We start from the raw sequence: 25,618 nt of genomic DNA on the forward strand, positions 1-25,618 counted from the left end.
CGGAAGCTGCCAAGCGTTTTGACGAACGGCCCTGTGCCGCAAGACAGGGGGCGCTGTCAATTGGACGGCCCCATGCCGGCGAGAAGCGGAAGGGATCGTCACCAACTCGTCACAGCGCCGATAAGGCCCGTATCGGGGTCGATCCGCGCGATGCCGGGGGCAAGGGCGGGACAGGCCAGCTGGAACCGGTTGCCGGCGCTCGGCACATAGACGTCCAGCGTCGCCGGAATGTAGCCGAAGCTGGTGCGCGGCGGCTGCAGGTCCTGGATCATCACCGCCTGCCACCCGTCGGCCGGATCGAGCCGCACCGCGCCCGGTTGCGGCACCCCGCCGACATGGATCGTCTGGCCCGCGGCCTTCCGGAACAGGATTGGGGCATCGAGCGCCCGCAGATAGCCGTGGAAGGTCATCGCCGGCATCCGGATCATCTGCGCGTTGAAGAACGCTTCATATCCCGTCACGCCGTCATGGCTGAAGGGCCCCGCCGTTCCCGCGCCCGCCGCGATCTCGGCCACCCAGAACTCGTTGCCATAGCGCCGGTAGCTGCCGGGCTCCCGGATCTGCGCGATCAGCTCGGCGACCGACGGGGTCAGCGATCCGGCGGATCCGCCATGGTCCGTATTGTTGTGAATGAACTTGCCGTGGCCGGTCACCGTCGCGCCGTTGTAGAGCGTCAGATAGCTCGGAAAGACGAACCCGCCGACCGTAACGCCCGTCTGGCCGTTGCCGGCCATCCGCCCGCTGTCCTGATAGAGGTTCACGACCATGTCGGACGGCAGGTTCGTGGCGGGAAAGGAAACGGCGCCCGTCTGGCCGTCGATCGTCAGCGCATCGACGAAATTGGTGCCGTCGGCGCTGACCTTGAAGGCGAAATCGTCGCTGCCGGTCAGGCCCAGTTCCGCCCGGCCCGACCAGCCGGACTGGAAGACGAGACTTGCCGTGTCCGCGGTTTGCGCCTTGTTGATGACCATCCGGTGGTCGCCCGCACTGTCGTGGGAAAAAAGGCTCGCATCGGAGCCGACCGCGAGCCGGTTGACGCTGTCGGCCGTGGCGTTGATGCCCAATTGGTCCGGATTGCCCGGCAGCCCGCCCGAACCGGCATGCTGCTGCCAGTCGCTGCCGTCAAAGTGGAGCCAGCCGGTTTCGCCCGTGCACCAGGCGGTCCATCCCTCGGCGGGGGCGTAGAACGCCCATGTGCCGTCCTGGAAGGCGGCAACGGCGCCGTCCCGGCCTTCCCATGCGCCGGTCGCCGGCGCCGCGACGATGTGGCGGTCGCCATCGGCGGGCGCGGGCGGCGGCTCGGTCCGCGTCCGGTCGATGACCGCCAGACGCGTCAGGCAGTCGAGCCTGCGGATCGCTTCATTGTGCGTCACGTGGGACTGCGCCTGAAGCGGCATGATGTAGGGCAGGGCGAGGTTGGGGCTGGTTTGCATGGCTTGGCTCTCTGGCTGGAGGTCCCGCCATGGTAACCGCGCCCGATCGCCGGTTGGATAAGTCCGGGTTGCCGCGCCTGGCGACCCGATCGCCGCCCCGCCTCGCCGGCCCTTGCGCATATGCTGACAAAGCCTTATGTGCCGCGCTCGTACAGGGGCGAGGCCCGCAAAATTGGACGGACAGGACACCGAAAATGGCCAAGGAAAAGTTTGAGCGCAACAAGCCGCACGTGAACATTGGCACGATTGGTCACGTTGACCATGGCAAGACGTCGCTGACGGCGGCGATCACGAAGTATTTTGGCGACTTCAAGGCCTATGACCAGATCGACGCTGCGCCCGAGGAAAAGGCGCGCGGCATCACCATTTCGACCGCGCATGTCGAATATGAGACCGATGCGCGCCACTATGCCCATGTCGACTGCCCCGGCCACGCCGACTATGTGAAGAACATGATCACGGGCGCTGCGCAGATGGACGGCGCGATCCTGGTGGTGTCGGCCGCCGACGGCCCGATGCCGCAGACCCGCGAGCACATTCTGCTGGCCCGCCAGGTCGGCGTGCCGGCGATCGTGGTGTTCCTCAACAAGGTCGACCAGGTCGACGACGAGGAGCTCTTGGAGCTGGTCGAGATGGAAGTGCGCGAGCTTCTGTCCTCCTACGACTTCCCCGGCGACGACATTCCGGTGGTCAAGGGTTCGGCGCTTGTGGCGCTCGAGGATGGCGACAAGGCCAAGGGCGAGGATGCGATCCGCGAACTGATGGCCGCCGTCGATGAAGCCATTCCGACGCCGGACCGCCCGATCGACCAGCCCTTCCTGATGCCGATCGAGGATGTGTTCTCGATCTCGGGCCGCGGCACGGTTGTGACCGGCCGTGTCGAGCGTGGCGTGATCAATGTGGGCGACGAGATCGAGATCGTCGGCATCCGCGACACCACCAAGACGACCTGCACGGGCGTCGAGATGTTCCGCAAGCTGCTCGACCGCGGCGAGGCGGGCGACAATATCGGCGCGCTGCTGCGCGGTGTGGATCGCGAGGGCGTCGAGCGCGGCCAGGTTCTGTGCAAGCCCGGTTCGGTCAAGCCGCACAAGAAGTTTTTGGCCGAGGCCTACATCCTGACCAAGGAAGAGGGCGGCCGCCACACGCCGTTCTTCAACAAGTACCGTCCGCAGTTCTACTTCCGCACCACCGACGTGACCGGCGAAGTGACGCTTCCCGACGGCACCGAGATGGTGATGCCGGGCGACAATGCGGAGATGAATGTCGAGCTGATCACGCCGATCGCGATGGAAGAGCGCCTGCGCTTTGCCATCCGCGAAGGCGGCCGCACCGTCGGCGCCGGCATCGTCGCAAAGATCATCGAGTAAGCGTTCGCAGGAAAAGTGGACACCGGCTTTCCGTCCGCGAACGCGCCAGGGCGAAGATGATCTTGCGGATGCCGCAAGCGCCGAAGGCAACAATAGACTGCAAAAATGGCCGCGCGAGCGGCCATTTTCGTATCCACCGCCTGCAAGTGCCGTCGTCGCACGTAACCGGGCTTCGTCATTCGTGATCGCCGCCAGGCGATGGTGCGGGAACATAGGCGCTTGCCACCCGTTGGTCTCCTGAAGGGCGACCAACGGAGACGACACCAATGACAAAACGATGGATGAAGGCGACGACCGCGATCGGCTTGTGCACGATGATCGGAGGCGGCATGGCCGGCACTGCGCACGCGCAGCAGGACGCCGCCAGGTCGCTGGCCGATTGCGTCATCGAGGAGCGGGACAATTGTCCGCCCGCCACGGAGGCCGAAGTCGGTGCGGCCGCGCAGATCGTCGCCGACGTCACCGGCGTCGAACCGTCCGAGGCCGAGCAGCGCGTGCGCGCCGCGCTTGGCGGGCAAGCCCAGGCCGGGGAGTCGCCCGCTGCGGAGGTGCCGGCTGAGACCGAAGGCGAGGCGGCGGTGCAGGTCGAAGAGCCCGCCGCGGATGTGGCCGTCGATCCGGTTCCCCAGGCCGAGACACAGGCGGATGCCGCCGCAACCGATGGCGAGCAGGCCATTGAAGAGGCGGTCGCCGAGCCGGACGCCGAAGCGCCAATCCAGACCGAAACGAGCGCCCAAACCGATGCCGAGACGCCGGCGGCCCAGGTGCCCCCCACTGACGAGCTCGATCAGGCGATGGAAGCGGTAGAGGACGGTGAAGCAGCCGGGCAGGAAATCGTCGAGGACGCCGTACCCGCTCCGGCCACTGAAACTATCGTCGAAAGCGAGACCGAAACGCCAAGCGATGCCGCAGCCGGGATGGAGCCGCAAGTCGGCGCCGTGCCCGAAACGGAAACGCCGGCCGCCTCGGACGCGTTGGATGCGGCGATGGAGGAAGCCGCCGGCGAAACGCCCGGTGATGACGCGGCCGCACCGGTGCAGGCGGAGAGCGAGGCAGATGCGGTCATTGAGACCGAGCCAGGCGCCGAACAGACCGAAACGACGCAAGCCGACGATGCGCTTGCCGAAGATGCACCCGCCGAAACCGAAACCGGCGCCGATGCGTCGCCGGCCGCGGCAGCGGACGCCGAGGCAAACCCGGTCGATGAAGCCGCCCGGGCGGAACGCCGTGCCGAACGCCGCCAGTCCCAGATGGCCTCCGAAGCGCTGCAGGCGACCGAACCCGACGCCGGGGCATCCGGCGCGGCGGAAACGGACGCCGATGTCCAGACCCAGACCGTGACCGAGCAAACCGCGCGGACCAGCGATCAGGACGCCGCGCCGGAGACCGTCGATCAAAGCACGGACGAACTGCTGCGCACGATCCTGGGCGTCGGCGCCGGCGTTGCCATCGGCATGCTGATCGACGATGCCGACCGGGTCGTCGAACGGCGCGGCGATCGCGTCGTCATCGAGCGCGACGGTGAACTGGTCGTGTTGCGAGACGAGAACCAGTTGCTGCGCCGGCCGGGCACGCAGGTGCGGACCCGCACCTTTGATGACGGCAGCACCCGCACGGTCGTGATCCGCGAAAATGGCGAGCGAATCGTCACCGTTCGGGCAGCCGATGGCGTCATACTGTACCGCGCGCGGGTCTTTCCCGACGGCCAACGGATCGTTCTGATCGATGAGCGCGACGCGCAGCCCGTCGATCTGGCGTCGATCCCGCTGCCGTCCCGGCGTCCGGTCGTGATCGAGTACCGGGATGCGGTCGATCCGAACGCGGTGCGCCAGGTGTTCGCCGAAGACGAGCCGGTCATCGACCGGACGTTTTCGCTGCAGCAGGTGCGCGATCTGCGCGAACTGCGTCAATTGATGCCGCGCATCGATCTCGATGCCATCAATTTCGAGACAGGTTCGGCGGCCATTCCGCCTTCCGAGGCGCGGGAGCTGACAGCGCTCGGCCGTGCCATGGCCGATCTGATCGCCGACGACCCGGACGAGATTTTCCTGATCGAGGGCCATACCGATACGGTGGGAGGAGCGGCCTACAATCTGGCGCTGTCGGACCGGAGAGCGGAAAGCGTCGCGCTGGCCCTGACCGAATATTTCGACGTGCCGCCGGAGAACATGATCACCCAGGGCTATGGCGAGCGCTACCTCAAGGTGGCGAGAGAAGGCGATGTGGCCGAAAACCGGCGCGCGGCGGTCCGCCGCATCACGCCGTTGATCCGCAGGGCGGGAGCCCAGTAAACGGTTCTGCGCGGCGGTGCGTCCGCGCGCCGCCATGCCGGCCCGCCGGTCCGGGTGGAAGGTTGCGCAAGATGCCACTTGCGCTGCCGACCAACCGCGATTATCAGACCGGTCACGTCAAGGGGTATAGCTCAGTTGGTAGAGCGTCGGTCTCCAAAACCGAAGGTCCACGGTTCGAGCCCGTGTGCCCCTGCCATCGTCACCGCGGGCGGCAATCCGCCCGGCGGCCTTCGTCGCGGCTGACTTTTTTGCCCGCAGCCCTTGATCTCGCCTCGAATCGCCGCTAGATGCAGCCTCGCGCTGGTATTGCCCTTGCGGGCGGGATGCGCTTTCACAAACAATACGGGTCCTCACATCGGCAGCGCGTGTTTCTTGCGTTCGTCGGACAAGGCGCCCGTGACAGAGCAAGGGAATGCGGCGCGGGCGCAATCGCCGCATCGGACCGGACTTAAGGCATGGCACGGACCAATCCGTTCACCTTTATCCAGCAGGTGCGCGCGGAAACAGCCAAGGTGACTTGGCCGTCGCGGCGCGAAACCCTGATCTCGACGATCATGGTGCTGATCATGGTGGTGATCGCCGCCCTGTTCTTCTTCACCGTCGATCAGATCTACTCCTGGGTGTTCGATCTGATCTTCGGTCCGGCACGATAACAACGACACACGAACACGGGTGGTTCCGACGCTGATGACGGCGCGCTGGTACATTGTTCACGCCTACTCCAACTTCGAAAAGAAGGTGGCCGAAGCGATCGAGGAGAACGCCAAGGCCAAGGGCCTTTGGGAAAAGTTCGAGCAGATCCTGGTGCCTGTCGAGAAGGTCATCGAGATCCGCAAGGGCCGCAAGGTCGATGCCGAACGCAAGTTCTTCCCCGGCTATGTGATGGTGCGCGCGCAGCTCACCGACGATGTCTACCACCTGATCAAGAACACGCCGAAAGTAACCGGCTTTCTGGGCTCGGATCAGAAGCCCGTGCCGATCTCCGACAAGGAGGCCGAGCAGATCCTGGGCCAGATCCAGGAGGGTGTCGATCACCCCAAGCCGTCCGTGTCGTTCGAGGTCGGCGAGAGCGTGCGCGTGACCGAAGGCTCTTTCGCCTCGTTCAACGGCATCGTTCAGGAAGTCGACGAGGAACGCTCGCGCCTGAAGGTGGAAGTTTCGATTTTCGGCCGGGCCACCCCGGTCGATCTGGAATTCGGAATGGTCGAAAAGGGCTGATCCGGATAGCTGGTTTGCGGGACCATCGGGTTCCCGGGGGCTGGCCGAAAAGGCGGGAGATGCGGGGCACCTGAGCCGGGTGTCATCGGTCGGACCGCCAACGTCTCAACCGCCGGGTGACGCCGGCCTGGAAATGAAAGACGACATCAATGGCCAAGAAAGTTGCAGGTCTGCTCAAGTTGCAGGTCCCCGCCGGTGCCGCCAACCCGTCGCCGCCCATCGGGCCGGCGCTCGGTCAGCGTGGCATCAACATCATGGAATTCTGCAAGGCGTTCAATGCCGCCACGCAGGAGATGGAAAAGAACGCGCCGATCCCGACGACCATCACCTACTATCAGGACAAGTCGTTCACGTTCAAAACCAAGACCCCGCCGGCATCGTACCTTCTCAAAAAGGCCGCCAACCTCAAGTCGGGCTCCAAGGAGCCGGGCAAGGTCAGCGCCGGAACGATCAGCCGCGACAAGGTCAAGGAAATCGCCGAGACCAAGATGAAGGATCTCAACGCCGCCGATATCGAAGCGGCCATGCGCCAGATCGAGGGCTCCGCCCGCGCGATGGGCCTGAAGGTGGAGGGCTGATCATGGCAAAGCTCGGAAAACGCACCAAGGCCCTGCGTGAGGGCCTCGACGCCAACGCGATCCTGCCGCTCGAAGAAGCCGTGGGCAAGGTCAAGGAGCGCGCCACGGCCAAGTTCGACGAGACCATCGAAGTCGCCATGAACCTCGGTGTCGATCCGCGCCACGCCGACCAGATGGTTCGCGGGGTCGTCAACCTGCCCAACGGCACCGGCCGTTCGGTCAAGGTGGCCGTGTTCGCACGCGGCGACAAGGCCGAGGAAGCCAAGGCCGCCGGTGCCGACATTGTCGGCGCCGAGGAACTGGTGGAAGCGGTGCAGGGCGGTCAGATCGAGTTCGACCGCTGCATCGCAACGCCCGACATGATGCCGCTGGTCGGCCGCCTCGGCAAGGTACTCGGCCCGCGCGGCCTGATGCCGAACCCCAAGGTCGGCACCGTGACCCCGGATGTTGCCGCAGCGGTGAAGGCCTCCAAGGGCGGTGCCGTCGAGTTCCGTGTCGAAAAGGCCGGCATCGTCCATGCCGGTGTCGGCAAGGCCTCGTTCGACGAAAAGGCGATCGCCGAAAATGTGCGTGCGTTTGCCGATGCGGTGCAGAAGGCCAAGCCGTCCGGCGCCAAGGGCACCTATGTCAAGCGCGTGGCGATTTCCTCGACCATGGGCGCGGGCGTCAAGGTCGATCCGGCGAGCCTTTCGGCCGCCGAGTGAATCCAATTGTGAGCCAGCGCGGCTAACACGCCGGCTCACCAGAAGAATTCCATGCCCCGACAGGGGCGTGGATGGCCGGGAAACCGGTCCCTGTCCGAGATTGCAGGCGGCTCGCCTTAATTCGATATGGGCCTGCATGAGACGGGTAAGAGCGTTCAAAGGCCCCGAGTGGGCGGATGAAGGTTCGAACCGTATTGCCTTGTGCCGCGCGCGGCCTGTTCGCGTCGGCGTAAGGGGACAGGATCCTCGAGCGTCGCTTTCGGGATCCGTTCCGGAGGCGGCAAAGGCAAACCGCGGTGAGGGCGCATGCGCCGTTCATCGCTAAACGGAGAGACGAAGTGGAAAGAGCGGAAAAACGCGAATTCGTCACCCAGCTGAACTCGGTCTTCAAACAGTCCGGTTCGGTGGTGGTGGCCCACTACACGGGTCTGACCGTCGCGGAGATGGGTGATTTTCGCACCCAGATGCGCAATGCGGGCGGAACCGTGAAGGTTGCGAAGAACCGCCTTGCAAAAATCGCTCTTCAGGGCACGGAAGCCGAAGGCATGTCGGACCTTTTTTCGGGTCAGACGCTGATTGCCTATGCCGAAGATCCGGTAACGGCTCCCAAGGTGGCAAGCGCTTTTGCCAAGGGCAACGACAAGCTCGTCGTCCTGGGCGGTTCGCTTGGCGCCACGGTTCTCGATGCGAATGGCGTGAAGGCTCTGGCCGAACTGCCCTCGCTCGACGAGCTGCGTGCGAAGCTGGTCGGCATGATCCAGACGCCGGCATCGCGCATCGCCCAGGTCACCAGCGCGCCGGCGGCACAGCTCGCCCGCGTGTTCGGGGCCTATGCCCGGAAGGACGAGGCAGCGTGAGGCTGTCTTTCAAACCGTCAACACCGATTGTTCGAACCAAAATCCGAAGGAAGATGAAAAATGGCTGATCTCGCCAAAATCGCAGAAGACCTGTCGTCGCTGACCGTCATGGAAGCCGCCGAGCTTTCCAAGATGCTCGAAGAGAAGTGGGGCGTTTCCGCCGCCGCTCCGGTTGCCGTTGCAGCCGCTGGCGGCGCCGGTGCCGCCGAAGCCGCTCCGGTCGAGGAAAAGGATGAATTCGACGTCATCCTGGAAGCCGCCGGCGACAAGAAGATCAACGTCATCAAGGAAGTCCGCACGATTACCGGTCTGGGCCTGAAAGAAGCCAAGGACCTGGTCGAGGGCGCTCCCAAGCCGGTCAAGGAAGGCATTTCCAAGGGCGAAGCCGAGGAAATCGTCAAGAAGCTTGAAGAAGCCGGCGCCAAGGCGGCGATGAAGTAAGCGTTCAAGGCTTGCGCGGGCGCGTTTCGGCGCGCCCGCACCTTGCCTTGTCTGGAGTGCGTGAACCCTTTTCCCGAAGCCTGTCGGACAGGTTTCCGGAAACGGGTTTTAACCGTTTCAGAGCGCTCTCGGCGAAACCGGGAACCGGTTTCGCGGTTCGAGAGCGCGAAGACAAGGAAATCGAGCTGCTTTGATCGATCCCCGGATCAGCAAGGCGGCTTCAGGCTGGAGGACCGGGCGCATGGGTCTTCTGCCAACCGATTGGCCGGGCGCGGTGTGGTGACTGCCCGGCATGGACCCTGACCGCCCGGCCCGGGCGAGAAGACGAGGAGCGGCAATGGCTCAGACCATGACTTTCAACGGTCGTAGACGCGTACGCAAGTTCTTCGGTGACATTCCCGACGTCGCCGAGATGCCCAACCTGATCGAGGTGCAGAAGGCCTCCTACGATCAGTTCCTGATGATGGATGAGCCCGAGGGCGGGCGTCCGGACGAAGGCCTGCAGGCTGCCTTCAAGTCGGTTTTCCCGATCAAGGATTTTGCCGGTACCGCACAGCTCGATTTCGTGCGCTACGACTATGAGGCGCCCAAGTTCGACGTCGAGGAATGCCGCCAGCGCGACCTGACCTATTCGGCGCCGCTCAAGGTGACGCTGCGCCTGATCGTCTTCGATATCGACGAGGACACCGGCGCCAAGTCGGTCAAGGACATCAAGGAGCAGGACGTCTATATGGGCGAAATGCCGCTGATGACGTCCAACGGCACCTTCATCGTCAACGGCACCGAGCGCGTGATCGTCTCGCAGATGCACCGCTCGCCTGGCGTCTTCTTCGATCACGACAAGGGCAAGACCCACTCGTCGGGCAAGCTTCTGTTCGCCGCCCGCGTCATCCCCTATCGCGGATCGTGGCTCGATATCGAGTTCGATGCCAAGGATGTCGTGCATGCGCGCATCGACCGGCGCCGCAAGATCCCGGTCACCTCGCTGCTGATGGCGCTCGGCATGGATGCCGAGGAAATCCTGTCGACCTACTACGACTTCGTCACCTATGAGCGCGACGGCGAAGCCTGGCGCATTCCGTTCAACGCCGACAGCCTGAAAGGCACCAAGCCCGCCGTCGACCTGATCGATGCGGATTCGGGCGAGGTCGTCGTCGAAGCCGGCAAGAAGGTGACAGCGCGCACCGTCAAGCAGCTCGCCGAAAAGGGCATCAAGGCGCTCAAGGCGACCGATGAGGAGCTGTACGGCTCCTATCTGGCCGAGGACATCGTCAATCCCGAAACCGGCGAGATCTACCTCGAAGCCGGCGACGAGATCGACGAGAAGACGCTTGCCGTGCTCATCGAGAGCGGCCAGACCAGCTTCCCGGTGCTCGACATCGACCACGTCAATGTCGGCCCCTACATCCGCTCAACGCTGGCCGTCGACAAGAACGAGACGCGCCAGGACGCGCTGTTCGACATCTACCGCGTCATGCGTCCGGGCGAGCCGCCGACCATGGAAACGGCGGAAGCCATGTTCCAGTCGCTGTTCTTCGATTCCGAACGCTACGATCTGTCGGCAGTCGGCCGCGTCAAGATGAACATGCGTCTCGGCCTCGATGCCGAGGACACCGTGCGCACCGTGCGCAAGGAAGACATCGTCGAGGTCGTGCGCACGCTGCTGCAGCTTCGCGACGGCAATGGCGAAGTCGACGACATCGACAATCTGGGCAACCGGCGCGTGCGCTCGGTCGGCGAACTGATGGAAAACCAGTATCGCGTCGGCCTTTTGCGCATGGAGCGGGCGATCAAGGAACGCATGTCCTCGATCGACATCGACACCGTGATGCCGCAGGACCTGATCAACGCCAAGCCGGCGGCCGCCGCCGTCCGCGAATTCTTCGGTTCCTCGCAGCTTTCGCAGTTCATGGACCAGACCAACCCGCTTTCCGAGATCACCCACAAGCGTCGCCTGTCGGCTCTGGGGCCGGGCGGTCTGACCCGCGAGCGCGCGGGCTTTGAAGTGCGCGACGTGCACCCGACCCACTATGGCCGGATCTGCCCGATCGAGACGCCCGAAGGCCCGAACATCGGCCTGATCAATTCGCTGGCCACCTTCGCCCGCGTCAACAAGTACGGCTTCATCGAAAGCCCGTACCGCAAGGTTGTCGAAGGCAAGGTGACCGACGAGGTCGTCTATCTGTCGGCCATGGAAGAGGCCAAGCACCACGTTGCCCAGGCCAATGCCGAGATCGGCGACAATGGCGAACTGACGAGCGAATTCGTCATCGTCCGCCATGCCGGCGACGTGATGATGACGCCGCGCGAAACGGTCGATCTGATGGACGTTTCGCCCAAGCAGCTCGTGTCGGTCGCCGCCGCGCTGATCCCGTTCCTCGAGAACGACGATGCCAACCGCGCCCTGATGGGCTCGAACATGCAGCGTCAGGCGGTGCCGCTGGTGCGCGCCGAAGCGCCCTATGTCGGCACCGGCATGGAGGCGATCGTTGCCCGCGATTCGGGTGCCGCCATTGCGGCGCGCCGTTCGGGCATCGTCGACCAGGTCGATGCGATGCGCATCGTCATCCGCGCAACGGAAGAGCTCGATCCGGGCGAGCCGGGCGTCGACATCTACCGGCTGCAGAAGTTCCAGCGCTCCAACCAGTCGACCTGTATCAACCAGCGCCCGCTGGTGAAGGTCGGCGACCGGATCGAAAAGGGCGATATCATCGCCGACGGTCCCTCGACGGACCTGGGCGATCTGGCGCTGGGCCGCAACGTGCTCGTCGCGTTCATGCCCTGGAACGGCTACAACTACGAGGATTCGATCCTTCTGTCCGAGCGCGTCGTGCGCGATGACGTCTTCACCTCGATCCACCTCGAGGAGTATGAGGTCAACGCCCGCGACACCAAGCTCGGCCCCGAGGAGATCACGCGCGACATTCCGAACGTGTCGGAAGAGGCGCTCAAGAACCTCGACGAAGCCGGCATCGTCTATATCGGCGCCGAAGTCGGCCCCGGCGACATCCTCGTCGGCAAGATCACGCCGAAGGGCGAAAGCCCGATGACGCCGGAAGAAAAGCTGCTGCGCGCCATCTTCGGCGAAAAGGCGTCCGACGTGCGCGACACGTCCATGCGGATGCCGCCTGGCGGCTTCGGCACGGTCGTCGAGGTGCGCGTCTTCAATCGTCACGGCGTCGAAAAGGACGAGCGCGCCATGGCGATCGAGCGCGAGGAGATCGAACGTCTCGCAAAAGACCGCGACGACGAGCAGTCGATCCTCGACCGCAACACCTATGGCCGCCTCGCCGACATGCTCACGGGCAATGAGGCGATCGCCGGGCCCAAGGGCTTCAAGAAAGGCACCAAGATCGACCAGCAGGTTCTGGACAGCTATCCGCGGTCCAACTGGTGGCAGTTCGCGGTTGCCGACGAGAAGCGCCAGGACGGTCTGGAGCAGCTGCGCAACCAGTATGACGAGACCAAGAAGCAGCTCGAGCAGCGCTTCATGGACAAGGTCGAAAAGGTCCAGCGCGGCGACGAGATGCCTCCGGGCGTGATGAAGACCGTCAAGGTCTTCGTCGCCGTCAAGCGCAAGATCCAGCCCGGCGACAAGATGGCCGGCCGCCACGGCAACAAGGGTGTCGTCTCGCGCATCCTGCCCAACGAGGACATGCCGTTCCTCGAAGACGGCCAGCATGTCGATATCGTGCTGAACCCGCTCGGCGTGCCGTCGCGCATGAATGTCGGCCAGATCCTGGAAACCCATCTGGGCTGGGCCTGCGCCGGCATGGGCCGGAAGATCGGCGAGATGCTGGAAGCCTACCGCGAGGCGGGCGACATCAAGCCGCTGCGCGCGACGCTCGAAGACATCATTCCGGACAACAACCGGAACGAGCCGGTGCGCAAGATGGACGATGAAAGCGTGCTCAAGGTCGGCGAGCAGTTCGCCAACGGCGTGACGATCGCGACCCCGGTCTTCGACGGGGCGATCGAGCCCGAGATCAACGCCATGCTGGAAAAGGCGGGGCTTGAGGACAGCGGTCAGTCGACCCTTTATGACGGCCGCACGGGCGAAGCGTTCGACCGGCAGGTGACGGTGGGCTACATCTACATGCTCAAACTCCATCACCTTGTCGACGACAAGATCCACGCCCGCTCGATCGGCCCGTACTCGCTCGTCACCCAGCAGCCGCTGGGCGGCAAGGCGCAGTTCGGCGGCCAGCGCTTCGGCGAGATGGAGGTCTGGGCGCTGGAAGCCTATGGCGCCGCCTACACGCTGCAGGAGATGCTGACCGTCAAGTCGGACGACGTGGCCGGCCGCACCAAGGTCTACGAGGCCATCGTGCGCGGCGACGACACGTTCGAGGCGGGCATTCCCGAGAGCTTCAACGTGCTCGTCAAGGAAATGCGCTCGCTGGGCCTGAACGTGGAGCTGTCCTCGACCCGTCCCGTGGCCGACGACACCCAGGAAGCGCTGCCCGACGCGGCCGAATAGACCCGAAACATGCGTGGCCGGCGCCAGCGCCGGCCGCCGCCTTTCGCGACATTCCGGTGGCTGACCTGCCACCACACTGAAAGGGCGTCAGCCCGCAAAGGAGACCGGCATGAACCAAGAGATCGCCAATCTCTTCAATCCTCAGGCCACTTCACAGAATTTCGACTCCATCCGGATCTCGATCGCGAGCCCGGAAAAGATCCTGTCCTGGTCGTTCGGCGAGATCAAAAAGCCCGAAACGATCAACTACCGCACGTTCAAGCCCGAGCGTGACGGCCTGTTCTGCGCGCGCATCTTCGGTCCGATCAAGGACTATGAGTGCCTGTGCGGCAAGTACAAGCGGATGAAGTACAAGGGCATCATCTGCGAGAAATGCGGTGTCGAGGTCACGCTGTCGCGCGTGCGCCGCGAGCGCATGGGCCATATCGAACTGGCCGCGCCCGTCGCCCATATCTGGTTCCTCAAGTCGCTGCCGAGCCGCATCGCGACGCTGCTCGACATGACGCTCAAGGACATCGAGCGGGTTCTTTACTTCGAGAACTACATCGTCACCGAGCCCGGCCTGACCACGCTCCAGGAGCAGCAGCTCCTGAGCGAGGAAGAGTATATGATGGCCGCCGAGGAATTTGGCGAGGACCAGTTCACCGCCATGATCGGCGCCGAGGCGATCCAGGAGCTTTTGGCCTCGATCGACCTGCCCAAGACCGCGGTCGATCTGCGCGAGGAACTCGATGCCACCTCGTCCGAACTCAAGACCAAGAAGCTGATGAAACGGCTCAAGGTGGTCGAGAACTTCATCGATTCGGGCAACCGTCCCGAATGGATGATCATGAAGACCATTCCGGTGATCCCGCCGGACCTGCGTCCGCTGGTGCCGCTCGATGGCGGCCGCTTCGCGACGTCGGACCTCAACGATCTCTATCGCCGCGTGATCAACCGCAACAACCGTCTCAAGCGGCTGATGGAACTGCGCGCGCCGGGCATCATCATCCGCAACGAAAAGCGTATGCTGCAGGAATCGGTCGATGCGCTGTTCGACAATGGCCGCCGCGGCCGCGTCATCACCGGCGCCAACAAGCGTCCGCTGAAGTCGCTCAGCGACATGCTCAAGGGCAAGCAGGGCCGGTTCCGCCAGAACCTTCTGGGCAAGCGCGTCGATTATTCCGGCCGTTCGGTCATCGTGACCGGTCCGGAACTCAAGCTGCACCAGTGCGGCCTGCCCAAGAAGATGGCGCTCGAACTGTTCAAGCCGTTCATCTATGCGCGCCTCGACGCCAAGGGCTATTCGTCCACCGTCAAGCAGGCCAAGAAGCTGGTCGAGAAGGAAAAGCCGGAAGTCTGGGACATCCTGGATGAAGTGATCCGCGAGCATCCCGTGCTGCTCAACCGCGCGCCGACGCTGCACCGGCTTGGCATCCAGGCGTTCGAGCCGGTCCTCATCGAGGGCAAGGCGATCCAGCTTCACCCGCTGGTCTGCACCGCCTTCAACGCCGACTTCGACGGCGACCAGATGGCCGTTCACGTCCCGCTGTCGCTGGAAGCGCAGCTGGAAGCGCGCGTCCTGATGATGTCGACCAACAACATCCTGCACCCGGCCAACGGCCAGCCGATCATCGTGCCCTCGCAGGACATGGTGCTGGGTCTTTACTACCTTTCGATCGTCGCCGAGAAAGAGCCGGGCGAGGGGATGGTGTTCGCCGACATGGGCGAGTTGCACCATGCCCTCGAAAACAAGGTCGTGACGCTGCACACCAAGATCAAGGGCCGCTTCAAGACGGTCGATGCGGACGGCAACGATGTGTGGGAACTGCACGAGACCACGCCGGGCCGGATGATCATCGGCGAATTGCTGCCCAAGAACGTCAAGGTGCCGTTCGACATCTGCAACACCGAGATGACCAAGAAGAACATCTCCAAGATGATCGACGTGGTCTATCGCCACTGCGGCCAGAAGGAGACGGTGATCTTCGCCGACCGCATCATGGCGCTCGGCTTCAAGCACGCCTGCACCGCCGGCATCTCGTTCGGCAAGGACGACATGGTCATCCCCGAGAGCAAGGCCAAGATCGTCGAGGAGACCGACAAGATCGTCAAGGAGTACGAACAGCAGTACAATGACGGCCTGATCACCTTCGGCGAGAAGTACAACAAGGTGGTCGACGCCTGGGCGCGCTGCGACGATCGTCTCACCGAAGAGACGATGGCCGGCATTCAGGCGGTGCAGTTCGAGGAGAGCGGCCGCCAGAAGCAGATGAACTCCATCTACATGATGGCCCGGTCCGGCGCGCGCGGCTCCACCCGCCAGATGAAGCAGCTCGCCGGCATGCGCGGCCTGATGGCGAAACCGTCGGGCGAGATCATCGAGACGCCGATCATCTCCAACTTCAAGGAAGGCCTGACCGTGAACGAGTACTTCAACTCGACCCACGGTGCCCGCAAGGGTCTGGCCGACACCGCCCTGAAGACTGCGAACTCGGGCTATCTGACGCGTCGTCTGGTCGATGTCGCGCAGGACTGCATCATCACCGCCGACGATTGCGGCACCGACAAGGGCCTGACCATGACGCCCATCGTCGACGCCGGTCAGGTGGTGGCAACGCTCGGACAGCGTGTGCTGGGCCGTACGGTGCTGGAAGATGTCGTCAACCTGAAGACCGACGAGGTGCTGGTGAAGGCCGGTTCGATGGTCTCCGAGCCCGATGTCGACGCCATCGAGGCAGCCGGTATCCAGGCGATCAAGATCCGCTCGGCGCTGACCTGCGAGATGCAGTCCGGCGTGTGCGCGGTCTGCTATGGCCGCGATCTGGCGCGCGGAACGCCCGTCAACCATGGCGAGGCGGTCGGCGTGATCGCGGCCCAGTCGATCGGCGAGCCGGGCACCCAGCTCACCATGCGGACCTTCCACATGGGCGGCACGGCGCAGGTGGTCGACACTTCGTTCGTCGAGGCGTCCTATGACGGCGTGGTCGAGATCAAGAACCGCAACATCGTGCGCGATTCCAACGGCAATCTGATCGCCATGGGACGCAACATGGCCGTCATCATCAAGGACGAGAAGGGCGAGGAGCGGGCGACGCACAAGCTGACCTACGGCTCCAAGCTGATGGTCGATGACGGCGACCGGATCAAGCGCGGACAGCGCCTCGCCGAATGGGACCCCTATACCCGTCCCATCATGACCGAGGTCGAGGGCACCGTTTCGTTCGAGGACCTGGTCGACGGCATTTCGATGCAGGAGTCCGCCGACGAGAACACCGGCATCACCAAGCGCGAGGTGATCGACTGGCGGTCCAACCCGCGCGGCGCCGACCTCAAGCCGGCGCTGGCGATCCTGGGCAAGGATGGCGAAGTGGCCAAGCTGGCGCGCGGCGGCGACGCCAAGTTCCTGCTCTCGGTCGATGCGGTCCTGTCGGTCGAGCCGGGCGCCAAGGTCAAGCCGGGCGACGTGATCGCGCGTATTCCGATGGAAAGCGCCAAGACCAAGGACATCACCGGCGGTCTGCCGCGGGTGGCCGAACTGTTCGAGGCGCGCCGTCCCAAGGATCACGCGGTCATCGCCGAAATCGACGGCACGATCCGCTTCGGGCGCGACTACAAGAACAAGCGCCGCATCTCGATCGAGCCGGCCGAGGAAGGCGTCGAGCCCGCGGAATATCTCATTCCGAAGTCGCGGCCCTTCCACCTGCAGGATGGCGACCCGATCGAGAAGGGCGACTACATCCTCGACGGCAACCCGGCACCGCACGACATCCTGGCCGTGCGCGGGGTGGAGGCGCTCGCCTCCTACCTCGTCAACGAAATCCAGGAGGTCTACCGGCTGCAGGGCGTGGTGATCAACGACAAGCACATCGAGGTGATCGTCCGCCAGATGCTGCAGAAGGTCGAGATCACCGAGCCTGGCGATTCGGGCTATATCGCCGGCGACAGCGTCGACCGGATCGAGCTCGAAGACGTCAATGAACGGCTGGTCGAGGAAGGCAAGCAGCCCGCCAGCGGCGATCCCGTTCTGCTCGGCATCACCAAGGCGTCGCTGCAGACACCGTCCTTCATCTCGGCGGCTTCCTTCCAGGAGACCACCAAGGTGCTGACCGAGGCCTCGATCGCCGGCAAGATCGACACGCTGCAGGGCCTGAAGGAAAACGTCATCGTCGGCCGCCTGATTCCGGCGGGCACCGGTGGCGCGATGAACGAGATCCGCCGCATCGCCACCGCGCGCGACGATCTGATCCTCGAAGAGCGCCGCAAGCAGGCCGATGCGGAAGCTGCCGATGCGATGCTCGCCGACATGCGCGAAGGCGAGGAAGCGCCGGCCGCCGAGTAGGGCAGGGCGTGGTCCATCATCGAATGACAGAGCCGGGGCAGCGATGCCCCGGCTTTTTCATGGCCGCTTGTCCCGTCGTGCGGGGGGCTATGGCGTAATGGCGATCTTCAGCACGCCGTCGCGCTGGTTGGCGAACAGATCATAGGCTTCCACGATGTCATCGAGCTTGTAGCGGTGCGTCACCAGGGGCTCCAGATCGACGCGGCCGCTTTCGATGACGTTCATCAGCCGGCGCATGCGCTCCTTGCCGCCGGGGCAAAGCGAGGTGACGATCTTGTTGTCGCCGAGCCCCGCGCCGAATGCATCCAGCGGCAGCGTCAGATCGGTCGAGTAGACGCCCAGGCTCGACAGCGTACCGCCCGGCTTGAGCACGCGCAGGCAGGCCTCGAAGGTTTCCTGAAGACCGAGCGCCTCGATCGATACGTCCACGCCGCGATCGTCGGTGATCCGCATGATCTCGGCGACAGGATCGACCTTGCTGAAATCGATGACATGGTCGGCGCCCATCTTCCTGGCGATCTCCAGCCGCGCGGGGACCTGGTCGACGACGATGATGTTCGTTGCGCCCTTCAGCTTGGCGCCGGCGGTGGCGCACAGCCCGATCGGACCTTGCGCGAAGACCGCGACCGTATCGCCGATCCGGATCTGGCCGCTTTCGGCGCCGGCAAAACCGGTCGACATGATATCCGGACACATCAGCACCTGTTCGTCGGTCAGAAGATCCGGCACCGGAGACAGGTTGGCCATCGCATCGGGCACCAGCACATATTCGGCCTGGGTCCCGTCGATCGTGTTGCCGAACCGCCAGCCGCCGAGCGGCTTCAGGCCATGCTTGCCGCACTGGCCGTCCTGCGAATGCAGCCCGTCAAGACAGGCATAGGAATGACCCGACGGGCAGATCGCGCCGGCGATGACGCGCTGGCCCTCGGTGTAACCCTCCACATTGGAGCCCAGCTTCTCGATGATGCCGACCGGTTCATGGCCGATCGTCAGCCCCTTGGCGACCGGGTATTCGCCCTTCAGGATATGCACGTCGGTGCCGCAAATCGTCGTCGTGGTCGTCCTGATCAGCGCATCGTTCGGCCCAACATCGGGAACAGGCTTTTCGTCCAGTTCGATCCGCCCCGGTTCAATGAATATGGCCGCCTTCATCATGCTGCTCATTGGCTCCTCCCCTGAAAACGAACATGGCGGGCGCAGTTGGCGCCGGCTCTGCAATCAGAAACCAAGATCGGTTTGGCTGCATTGACTTCGATCAGAGCGTTCGTCGAACCGGCAAGACGCGTCCCGACCGCAAGAGCGGGATGGGTCGGCGCGGCGATCAGTCGTCGTCGGCAAAGTGCGGACCGCCGGAATGCGCACCGCATGCGCGCACGCGTCGGCTGGCGCGGCGAAGGGCCGTGAAGATCGGATGTCGGCGGATCAAGCCGATGGCGTAGTTGGAGCAGTTCGGCTCCTGTGGGCAGCGAAAGCGGCCCGGAACCAGACGCGTGGCGCACTGATAAGTGACGATCCCGAAGATCGGCACGAGCTTGTGTGGTTTGGCGATCCAATAGCGATCTGCGGCCGTCAGTTGAACGTCGTGGAACTCGACAAGATCGGAGTCCCAGGCCCAGCGCACGCTCAGTCGGCTATAGGCCATCGCGCGGGTGCCGGACGATGTCAGCACCCACGCCCGATAGGAAATCGTGGCCAGGACGACGAGCGCGTAGCACGCCGCCACGGCCCCGAGCGCCATCATCGTCAGTTCGACGTCGATATCTTCTGGTTGATCAGCTGCCGGGCGTCCCGCAACTCGTCGGTGGCATCTTCCGATGCCACGATGCGGAAAGATTCGCCCGCGCGGATCACAAAGCCATCCTTCATCACCGTGTAATTGGTCTCGGTTCCGCCGCCGCAGCCCGGACTGACGACCTTGAAGATTTCCTCATTGTGATAGGCGCCGACCGTCGTGATCTTGTTGAAATAGATTTCCTCGAGCGTGAAATTGGTTCCGCCGGTATGGAAGATCGTACCGTTGCCGCCGCAGCCCGGTTCGGTGACGGCAAAACGGTACTTGGTGTTGAACAGGATCAGCGAGCGTTCCTTCAGATACAAAAGCGTGATGTCGGCCTCCGAGCGGAAGGCCACCTTCGTCGTGTCGATATAGTCCGATCCGCCGGAGACGATGCGCGCCCGCTTGGGCGTCCAGATGAACTCGAACTTGGTGAAACCGTCGTCGGGGAGATCGAAGGTGGACGCGACGATCGAGTTGAAGCGCGGGCGCTGTTCCGAACAGAAATGTCTGATCTCGGCATCGAGATCTTCGGACGGATCGCGGCGCCGTTTGAATATGAAGCCGGATTTCAACTTGATCGACTTCAGCTTCGAATATTCGATAACGCCCGTCTTCTCGCCTGACATGATGCCCCCCCGCCAAACCCGTATGAATGCTATCCGATTGAGTTTGCTTGTCTAGGCGTCCCCCTTCCACCCCTTGAGCGCTTCGAACGGGTGGACATTGTCCGCATCCTCGCCGTCATCGTCGGGCGCGTCGGTCCAGGGCGCGTTCTCGTCGACGAAGGTGACGATCGCCACTTCCCCTTCGGTTGCGCCCTGATAGGCCGAAGCGTGCGGCTCTTCGTCCGGCATGCCGGTCAGCGTTCCGATCTGGTCGAACTCGGCCTCTTCATAGCCGTCCTCGGCCAGCGCATTGAGCGCCTCGCGGATGGCCGTGTCGTCGTCGGGCGCCGTCAGCAGGATGTGCACCTGTATCTCCGGCTCGTTCTTGTCGAGCCAGACGCGGCCGATGAGAATGTAGACGGCGGCCTCGGCCTCCATGTCGGTCGGTGTGTCTGCCATCGGACGGCCTTCATGCTGGATTGGGGCAGGGCGATCGCCTTCGTCCTCGCATGGCTGCCGCCGCGCGGTAAAGCCCATGCGCACCCAATGGCGCCAACAGAGGCAAAAATCGCCAAAAACCGGGGCCGGGCCTGTTGACGCGGGGCGGGACCGACAGTACATAGCGGCCAACGAGTCGATGTGGAGCATCGGCGTCGGCGCTTGCTTGCGCCAGACATAACGCTCCAAACACGGCTCATCATACGGCGCAAACCGAACCGAACACACGAAGCGTTCCGCTTCCTCTGTATCGCACGGGCAATCCGCAAAGAGCGGGATTGCCCTTCTCTGTTTGCACGGATGATCGAAATGCGAGCGCGCAAGCGCGATGGACGAAGAAGGACGGCTTGATGCCCACAGTCAACCAGTTGATCCGAAAGCCCCGCACGGCTCCGGTCAAGCGCAACAAGGTTCCGGCCCTGCAGGCCAACCCGCAAAAGCGCGGCGTGTGCACGCGCGTCTATACGACGACGCCCAAAAAGCCGAACTCGGCGCTGCGCAAGGTCGCCAAGGTGCGCCTGACCAATGGCTTTGAGGTCATCGGCTACATTCCGGGTGAAGGCCACAATTTGCAGGAGCACTCGGTGGTCATGATCCGCGGCGGCCGCGTCAAGGATTTGCCGGGCGTGCGGTATCACATCCTGCGCGGCGTGCTCGACACGCAAGGCGTCAAGAACCGCAAGCAGCGCCGCTCGAAATACGGCGCCAAGCGTCCGAAGTGATCTGAACGAAGGTTACCCCGGACGAAGCGGCAGCGACGATCCGGGGTCCAGTCAACAGACCGAATTGTACCGACAAGATTGAGACACCGAAATGTCCCGTCGCCACAGAGCAGAAAAACGTGAAATCAACCCCGATCCCAAATTCGGCGATCTGGTGGTTTCCAAGTTCATGAACGCCATCATGTTCGACGGCAAGAAGTCCGTCGCCGAGCGGATCGTCTACGGCGCGTTCGACAACATTGCCGAAAAGACCAGCCAGGAGCCGGTCGAGGTTTTCCACGCCGCGCTTGAGAATGTCGCGCCTGCCGTCGAAGTGCGCTCGCGCCGTGTCGGCGGCGCCACCTATCAGGTGCCGGTCGATGTGCGCCCCGAGCGCCGTCAGGCGCTGGCGATCCGCTGGATGATCGCGGCGGCCCGCAAGCGCAACGAAACCACCATGGTCGATCGCCTGTCGGGCGAACTCATGGACGCCGCCAACAACCGCGGAACGGCCGTCAAGAAGCGTGAAGACACGCACAAGATGGCCGAAGCCAACCGCGCCTTCTCGCACTATCGCTGGTAACACCCCGCTCTACGGAACAAGGCTCCCTCCCATGGCCCGCGAATACGAACTCAAAGACTACCGCAACTTCGGTATCATGGCGCATATCGACGCCGGCAAGACCACGACCACCGAGCGCATCCTGTTCTACACGGGCAAGTCGCACAAGATCGGTGAAGTGCATGACGGCGCCGCGACCATGGACTGGATGGAGCAGGAGCAGGAGCGCGGCATCACGATCACGTCGGCTGCGACCACCACTTTCTGGGAAGGCCGCGACGGCAAGAAGCGCCGCTTCAACATCATCGACACGCCCGGACACGTCGATTTCACGATCGAGGTCGAGCGTTCGCTGCGCGTGCTGGACGGTGCCATCGCGCTGCTGGACGCCAATGCCGGTGTGGAGCCGCAGACCGAGACCGTCTGGCGCCAGGCCAACAAGTACAACGTCCCGCGCATGGTCTTCGTCAACAAGATGGACAAGATCGGCGCCGACTTCTATCGCTCGGTCGAGATGATCAGGGAGCGCCTGGGCGCCCAGCCGGTCGTCATGCAGCTGCCGATCGGCGCCGAGAACGACTTTGCCGGCGTCGTCGACCTGATCGAAATGAAGGCGCTGGTCTGGAAGTCCGAGAACCTGGGTGCAGAATGGGATATCGTCGATATCCCCGCCGACCTTGCCGACCGCGCGCAGGAGTTCCGCGAGAAGCTGATCGAGACCGTCGTCGAGATGGACGACGATGCGATGGAAGCGTATCTGGAAGGCAACGAGCCGGACAATGACACGATCCGCAGCCTGATCCGCAAGGGCACGTGTGCCGTGCAGTTTTTCCCGGTCTTCTGCGGCTCGGCCTTCAAGAACAAGGGCGTACAGCCGCTTCTTGATGCGGTGGTCGATTTCCTGCCGAGCCCTCTGGAAGTGCCGGCCATCAAGGGCATCGATGCCAAGACCGAAGAGGAGACCGTGCGCAAATCGTCCGACGACGAGCCGCTCTCCATGCTGGCATTCAAGATCATGAACGACCCGTTCGTCGGCTCGCTCACCTTCTGCCGCATCTATTCGGGCAAGTTGGAAACCGGCGTGTCGCTGATGAACACGGTCAAGGGCAAGCGCGAGCGCATCGGCCGCATGCTGCAGATGCATTCCAACAGCCGCGAGGACATCAAGGAAGCGTTCGCCGGCGATATCGTCGCGATTGCGGGCCTGAAGGAAACCACCACCGGCGACACGCTCTGCGATCCGCTCAAGCCGGTGATCCTGGAGCGCATGGAATTCCCCGAACCGGTGATCTCGATCGCCGTCGAGCCCAAGACCAAGGGCGACCAGGAGAAGATGGGCCTGGCGCTGAACCGTCTCGCCGCCGAGGATCCCTCCTTCCGCGTCAAGTCCGACGAGGAAAGCGGCCAGACCATCATTTCGGGCATGGGCGAGTTGCACCTGGACATCATCGTCGACCGCATGAAGCGCGAGTTCAAGGTCGAGGCCAATATCGGCGCGCCGCAGGTGGCCTATCGTGAGACCATCACCCGCCAGGCCGAGATCGACTACACCCACAAGAAACAGTCGGGCGGCTCAGGCCAGTTCGCGCGCGTCAAGATCGTCTTCGAGCCGAACGAAGAGGGCGAGGATTTCGCGTTCGAAAGCAAGATCGTCGGCGGCAACGTGCCCAAGGAATACATTCCGGGCGTCGAGAAGGGCATCCAGTCGGTCATGGACTCCGGTCCGGTCGCCGGCTTCCCGATGCTCGGCGTCAAGGCAACGCTGATGGACGGCGCCTATCACGACGTCGACTCCTCGGTCCTGGCCTTCGAGATCGCCGCCCGCGCGGCATTCCGCGAAGGCGCCCAGAAGGCCGGCGCCCAGCTGCTCGAGCCGATCATGAAGGTCGAGGTCGTCACCCCCGAGGATTATATGGGCGACGTGATCGGCGACCTGAACTCGCGGCGCGGCCAGATCGCCGGCACCGAGACGCGCGGCGTCGATACGGTGATCAGCGCCATGGTGCCGCTCGCCAACATGTTCGGCTACGTCAACTCGCTGCGCTCGATGAGCCAGGGACGGGCGCAGTACACCATGCATTTCGACCATTACGAGCCCGTGCCGCAGGCCGTGGCCCAGGAAATCCAGGCGAAATTCGCCTGATCGCAATCGGCCGGCATGCCGGCGTGAACAAAGACAGCTACAGGCCCTTCGGGGCGCAGATGGAGTAGAAAATGGCCAAGGAAAAGTTTGAGCGCAACAAGCCGCACGTGAACATTGGCACGATTGGTCACGTTGACCATGGCAAGACGTCGCTGACGGCGGCGATCACGAAGTATTTTGGCGACTTCAAGGCCTATGACCAGATCGACGCTGCGCCCGAGGAAAAGGCGCGCGGCATCACCATTTCGACCGCGCATGTCGAATATGAGACCGATGCGCGCCACTATGCCCATGTCGACTGCCCCGGCCACGCCGACTATGTGAAGAACATGATCACGGGCGCTGCGCAGATGGACGGCGCGATCCTGGTGGTGTCGGCCGCCGACGGCCCGATGCCGCAGACCCGCGAGCACATTCTGCTGGCCCGCCAGGTCGGCGTGCCGGCGATCGTGGTGTTCCTCAACAAGGTCGACCAGGTCGACGACGAGGAGCTCTTGGAGCTGGTCGAGATGGAAGTGCGCGAGCTTCTGTCCTCCTACGACTTCCCCGGCGACGACATTCCGGTGGTCAAGGGTTCGGCGCTTGTGGCGCTCGAGGATGGCGACAAGGCCAAGGGCGAGGATGCGATCCGCGAACTGATGGCCGCCGTCGATGAAGCCATTCCGACGCCGGACCGCCCGATCGACCAGCCCTTCCTGATGCCGATCGAGGACGTGTTCTCGATCTCGGGCCGCGGCACGGTTGTGACCGGCCGTGTCGAGCGTGGCGTGATCAATGTGGGCGACGAGATCGAGATCGTCGGCATTCGCGACACCACCAAGACGACCTGCACGGGCGTCGAGATGTTCCGCAAGCTGCTCGACCGCGGCGAGGCGGGCGACAATATCGGCGCGCTGCTGCGCGGTGTGGATCGCGAGGGCGTCGAGCGCGGCCAGGTTCTGTGCAAGCCCGGTTCGGTCAAGCCGCACAAGAAGTTTTTGGCCGAGGCCTACATCCTGACCAAGGAAGAGGGCGGCCGCCACACGCCGTTCTTCAACAAGTACCGTCCGCAGTTCTACTTCCGCACCACCGACGTGACCGGCGAAGTGACGCTTCCCGACGGCACCGAGATGGTGATGCCGGGCGACAATGCGGAGATGAATGTCGAGCTGATCACGCCGATCGCGATGGAAGAGCGCCTGCGCTTTGCCATCCGCGAAGGCGGCCGCACCGTCGGCGCCGGCATCGTCGCAAAGATCATCGAGTAACGCCGGCCAACGACCTTCGGGGCGCGGCAGCGACATGCCGCGCTCTTTGATTTGAATGAGGAACCCGTCCCATGAACGGCCAGAACATTCGCATCCGCCTCAAGGCGTTTGACCACCGCGTGCTCGATGCGTCGACCCGCGAGATCGTGTCGACCGCCAAGCGCACCGGTGCCGGCGTCCGCGGACCCGTGCCGCTGCCGACCCGGATCGAGAAATTCACCGTCAACCGGTCGCCGCACATCGACAAGAAGAGCCGCGAACAGTTCGAGATGCGCACGCACAAGCGTCTTTTGGACATTGTCGATCCGACCCCGCAGACGGTCGATGCGCTGATGAAGCTCGATCTGGCCGCCGGTGTCGACGTCGAGATCAAGCTGTAAGGCGCGGCAGGC

At 63.8% G+C, this 25,618-nt stretch carries 19 protein-coding genes, 1 tRNA gene and 1 pseudogene; 16 read left to right on the top strand and 5 right to left on the bottom strand.

Features of this window, described 5'->3' with window-relative positions; genetic code table 11:
- Positions 1–98: 98 nt before the first annotated feature.
- On the bottom strand, positions 99–1,433 hold the full coding sequence (locus ACOQOU_RS17480) for a DUF2793 domain-containing protein (protein WP_306024863.1): 1,335 nt from the start codon (positions 1,431–1,433) through the stop codon (positions 99–101).
- A 194-nt stretch (positions 1,434–1,627) separates the two neighbouring features.
- Here ACOQOU_RS17480 and tuf (ACOQOU_RS17485) point away from each other — a divergent pair, with 194 nt between their 5' ends.
- The 11 genes from tuf (ACOQOU_RS17485) to rpoC all read left to right on the top strand — a co-directional run bounded on the left by tuf (ACOQOU_RS17485) (position 1,628) and on the right by rpoC (position 17,693).
- A complete protein-coding gene (tuf, locus tag ACOQOU_RS17485) occupies positions 1,628–2,803 on the top strand; it encodes an elongation factor Tu (protein ID WP_306051289.1) in 1,176 nt (391 codons plus the stop codon).
- A gap of 266 nt (positions 2,804–3,069) precedes the next feature.
- The gene (locus ACOQOU_RS17490; RefSeq protein ID WP_306026574.1) at positions 3,070–5,094 is read left to right on the top strand and encodes an OmpA family protein; all 2,025 of its coding nucleotides are present in this window, start codon (positions 3,070–3,072) and stop codon (positions 5,092–5,094) included.
- 120 nt (positions 5,095–5,214) lie between these two features.
- A tRNA-Trp gene (locus ACOQOU_RS17495) sits at positions 5,215–5,290 on the top strand.
- A 259-nt stretch (positions 5,291–5,549) separates the two neighbouring features.
- Positions 5,550–5,747, top strand: a complete 198-nt coding sequence (secE, locus tag ACOQOU_RS17500; RefSeq protein WP_109769379.1) for a preprotein translocase subunit SecE — start codon at positions 5,550–5,552, stop codon at positions 5,745–5,747.
- 34 nt (positions 5,748–5,781) lie between these two features.
- The gene (gene nusG, locus ACOQOU_RS17505; protein WP_306026579.1) at positions 5,782–6,312 is read left to right on the top strand and encodes a transcription termination/antitermination protein NusG; all 531 of its coding nucleotides are present in this window, start codon (positions 5,782–5,784) and stop codon (positions 6,310–6,312) included.
- A 149-nt stretch (positions 6,313–6,461) separates the two neighbouring features.
- Complete coding sequence (gene rplK, locus ACOQOU_RS17510; RefSeq protein ID WP_109769378.1) at positions 6,462–6,890, top strand: 50S ribosomal protein L11; 429 nt, start codon at positions 6,462–6,464, stop codon at positions 6,888–6,890.
- Between the two features lie 2 nt (positions 6,891–6,892).
- Positions 6,893–7,594, top strand: coding sequence for a 50S ribosomal protein L1 (rplA, locus tag ACOQOU_RS17515; RefSeq protein WP_109769377.1), 702 nt, complete (start codon positions 6,893–6,895; stop codon positions 7,592–7,594).
- 338 nt (positions 7,595–7,932) lie between these two features.
- Positions 7,933–8,451, top strand: a complete 519-nt coding sequence (gene rplJ, locus ACOQOU_RS17520) for a 50S ribosomal protein L10 (protein WP_109769376.1) — start codon at positions 7,933–7,935, stop codon at positions 8,449–8,451.
- Between the two features lie 60 nt (positions 8,452–8,511).
- Positions 8,512–8,892, top strand: coding sequence for a 50S ribosomal protein L7/L12 (rplL, locus tag ACOQOU_RS17525; RefSeq protein ID WP_109769375.1), 381 nt, complete (start codon positions 8,512–8,514; stop codon positions 8,890–8,892).
- A 337-nt stretch (positions 8,893–9,229) separates the two neighbouring features.
- Positions 9,230–13,372, top strand: coding sequence for a DNA-directed RNA polymerase subunit beta (rpoB, locus tag ACOQOU_RS17530; RefSeq protein WP_109769373.1), 4,143 nt, complete (start codon positions 9,230–9,232; stop codon positions 13,370–13,372).
- A gap of 109 nt (positions 13,373–13,481) precedes the next feature.
- Entirely contained in the window at positions 13,482–17,693 is a 4,212-nt protein-coding gene (gene rpoC / locus ACOQOU_RS17535; protein WP_306026575.1) for a DNA-directed RNA polymerase subunit beta', read from the top strand.
- An 87-nt stretch (positions 17,694–17,780) separates the two neighbouring features.
- On the opposite strand, the gene ACOQOU_RS17540 is transcribed toward rpoC, so the two are convergent.
- The 4 genes and pseudogenes from ACOQOU_RS17540 to ACOQOU_RS17555 all read right to left on the bottom strand — a co-directional run.
- Positions 17,781–18,857: an NAD(P)-dependent alcohol dehydrogenase gene (locus ACOQOU_RS17540; protein ID WP_306026576.1), complete on the bottom strand. Its 1,077-nt coding sequence runs from the start codon at positions 18,855–18,857 to the stop codon at positions 17,781–17,783.
- A gap of 157 nt (positions 18,858–19,014) precedes the next feature.
- Positions 19,015–19,434 (bottom strand): membrane protein insertion efficiency factor YidD, encoded by a 420-nt coding sequence (gene yidD / locus ACOQOU_RS17545; protein WP_109769370.1) that lies wholly within the window; start codon positions 19,432–19,434, stop codon positions 19,015–19,017.
- 2 nt (positions 19,435–19,436) lie between these two features.
- Positions 19,437–20,096, bottom strand: coding sequence for a hypothetical protein (locus ACOQOU_RS17550; protein ID WP_109769369.1), 660 nt, complete (start codon positions 20,094–20,096; stop codon positions 19,437–19,439).
- A gap of 156 nt (positions 20,097–20,252) precedes the next feature.
- Positions 20,253–20,534: pseudogene (locus tag ACOQOU_RS17555) on the bottom strand (transcriptional regulator); the annotation flags it as partial.
- A gap of 389 nt (positions 20,535–20,923) precedes the next feature.
- Between ACOQOU_RS17555 and rpsL the strand changes: the two are divergent.
- From rpsL to rpsJ, 5 genes are all read left to right on the top strand, one after another.
- Positions 20,924–21,295 carry a 30S ribosomal protein S12 gene (rpsL, locus tag ACOQOU_RS17560; protein WP_109769368.1) on the top strand — a complete coding sequence of 124 codons (372 nt, stop codon included), beginning with the start codon at positions 20,924–20,926 and terminating at the stop codon, positions 21,293–21,295.
- A gap of 91 nt (positions 21,296–21,386) precedes the next feature.
- A complete protein-coding gene (gene rpsG / locus ACOQOU_RS17565; protein ID WP_109769367.1) occupies positions 21,387–21,857 on the top strand; it encodes a 30S ribosomal protein S7 in 471 nt (156 codons plus the stop codon).
- 31 nt (positions 21,858–21,888) lie between these two features.
- Positions 21,889–23,979 (top strand): elongation factor G, encoded by a 2,091-nt coding sequence (fusA, locus tag ACOQOU_RS17570; protein ID WP_109769366.1) that lies wholly within the window; start codon positions 21,889–21,891, stop codon positions 23,977–23,979.
- A gap of 71 nt (positions 23,980–24,050) precedes the next feature.
- A complete protein-coding gene (tuf, locus tag ACOQOU_RS17575; RefSeq protein ID WP_306051289.1) occupies positions 24,051–25,226 on the top strand; it encodes an elongation factor Tu in 1,176 nt (391 codons plus the stop codon).
- Positions 25,227–25,297: 71 nt separating this feature from the next.
- Entirely contained in the window at positions 25,298–25,606 is a 309-nt protein-coding gene (rpsJ, locus tag ACOQOU_RS17580) for a 30S ribosomal protein S10 (RefSeq protein WP_026481640.1), read from the top strand.
- Positions 25,607–25,618 lie beyond the last annotated feature (12 nt).

The sequence above is a fragment of the Oceaniradius stylonematis genome, assembly GCF_965223445.1.
Classification (GTDB): domain Bacteria; phylum Pseudomonadota; class Alphaproteobacteria; order Rhizobiales; family Rhizobiaceae; genus Roseitalea; species Roseitalea stylonematis.

What these genes read in the sequence shown, in the direction of transcription:
- ACOQOU_RS17480 (WP_306024863.1), bottom strand. Translation starts at nt 1,433, where the DNA reads ATGCAAACCAGCCCCAACCTCGCCCTGCCCTACATCATGCCGCTTCAG.
- tuf (WP_306051289.1), top strand. Translation starts at nt 1,628, where the DNA reads ATGGCCAAGGAAAAGTTTGAGCGCAACAAGCCGCACGTGAACATTGGC.
- ACOQOU_RS17490 (WP_306026574.1), top strand. Translation starts at nt 3,070, where the DNA reads ATGACAAAACGATGGATGAAGGCGACGACCGCGATCGGCTTGTGCACG.
- secE (WP_109769379.1), top strand. Translation starts at nt 5,550, where the DNA reads ATGGCACGGACCAATCCGTTCACCTTTATCCAGCAGGTGCGCGCGGAA.
- nusG (WP_306026579.1), top strand. Translation starts at nt 5,782, where the DNA reads ATGACGGCGCGCTGGTACATTGTTCACGCCTACTCCAACTTCGAAAAG.
- rplK (WP_109769378.1), top strand. Translation starts at nt 6,462, where the DNA reads ATGGCCAAGAAAGTTGCAGGTCTGCTCAAGTTGCAGGTCCCCGCCGGT.
- rplA (WP_109769377.1), top strand. Translation starts at nt 6,893, where the DNA reads ATGGCAAAGCTCGGAAAACGCACCAAGGCCCTGCGTGAGGGCCTCGAC.
- rplL (WP_109769375.1), top strand. Translation starts at nt 8,512, where the DNA reads ATGGCTGATCTCGCCAAAATCGCAGAAGACCTGTCGTCGCTGACCGTC.
- rpoB (WP_109769373.1), top strand. Translation starts at nt 9,230, where the DNA reads ATGGCTCAGACCATGACTTTCAACGGTCGTAGACGCGTACGCAAGTTC.
- rpoC (WP_306026575.1), top strand. Translation starts at nt 13,482, where the DNA reads ATGAACCAAGAGATCGCCAATCTCTTCAATCCTCAGGCCACTTCACAG.
- ACOQOU_RS17540 (WP_306026576.1), bottom strand. Translation starts at nt 18,857, where the DNA reads ATGAGCAGCATGATGAAGGCGGCCATATTCATTGAACCGGGGCGGATC.
- yidD (WP_109769370.1), bottom strand. Translation starts at nt 19,434, where the DNA reads ATGATGGCGCTCGGGGCCGTGGCGGCGTGCTACGCGCTCGTCGTCCTG.
- ACOQOU_RS17550 (WP_109769369.1), bottom strand. Translation starts at nt 20,096, where the DNA reads ATGTCAGGCGAGAAGACGGGCGTTATCGAATATTCGAAGCTGAAGTCG.
- rpsL (WP_109769368.1), top strand. Translation starts at nt 20,924, where the DNA reads ATGCCCACAGTCAACCAGTTGATCCGAAAGCCCCGCACGGCTCCGGTC.
- rpsG (WP_109769367.1), top strand. Translation starts at nt 21,387, where the DNA reads ATGTCCCGTCGCCACAGAGCAGAAAAACGTGAAATCAACCCCGATCCC.
- fusA (WP_109769366.1), top strand. Translation starts at nt 21,889, where the DNA reads ATGGCCCGCGAATACGAACTCAAAGACTACCGCAACTTCGGTATCATG.
- tuf (WP_306051289.1), top strand. Translation starts at nt 24,051, where the DNA reads ATGGCCAAGGAAAAGTTTGAGCGCAACAAGCCGCACGTGAACATTGGC.
- rpsJ (WP_026481640.1), top strand. Translation starts at nt 25,298, where the DNA reads ATGAACGGCCAGAACATTCGCATCCGCCTCAAGGCGTTTGACCACCGC.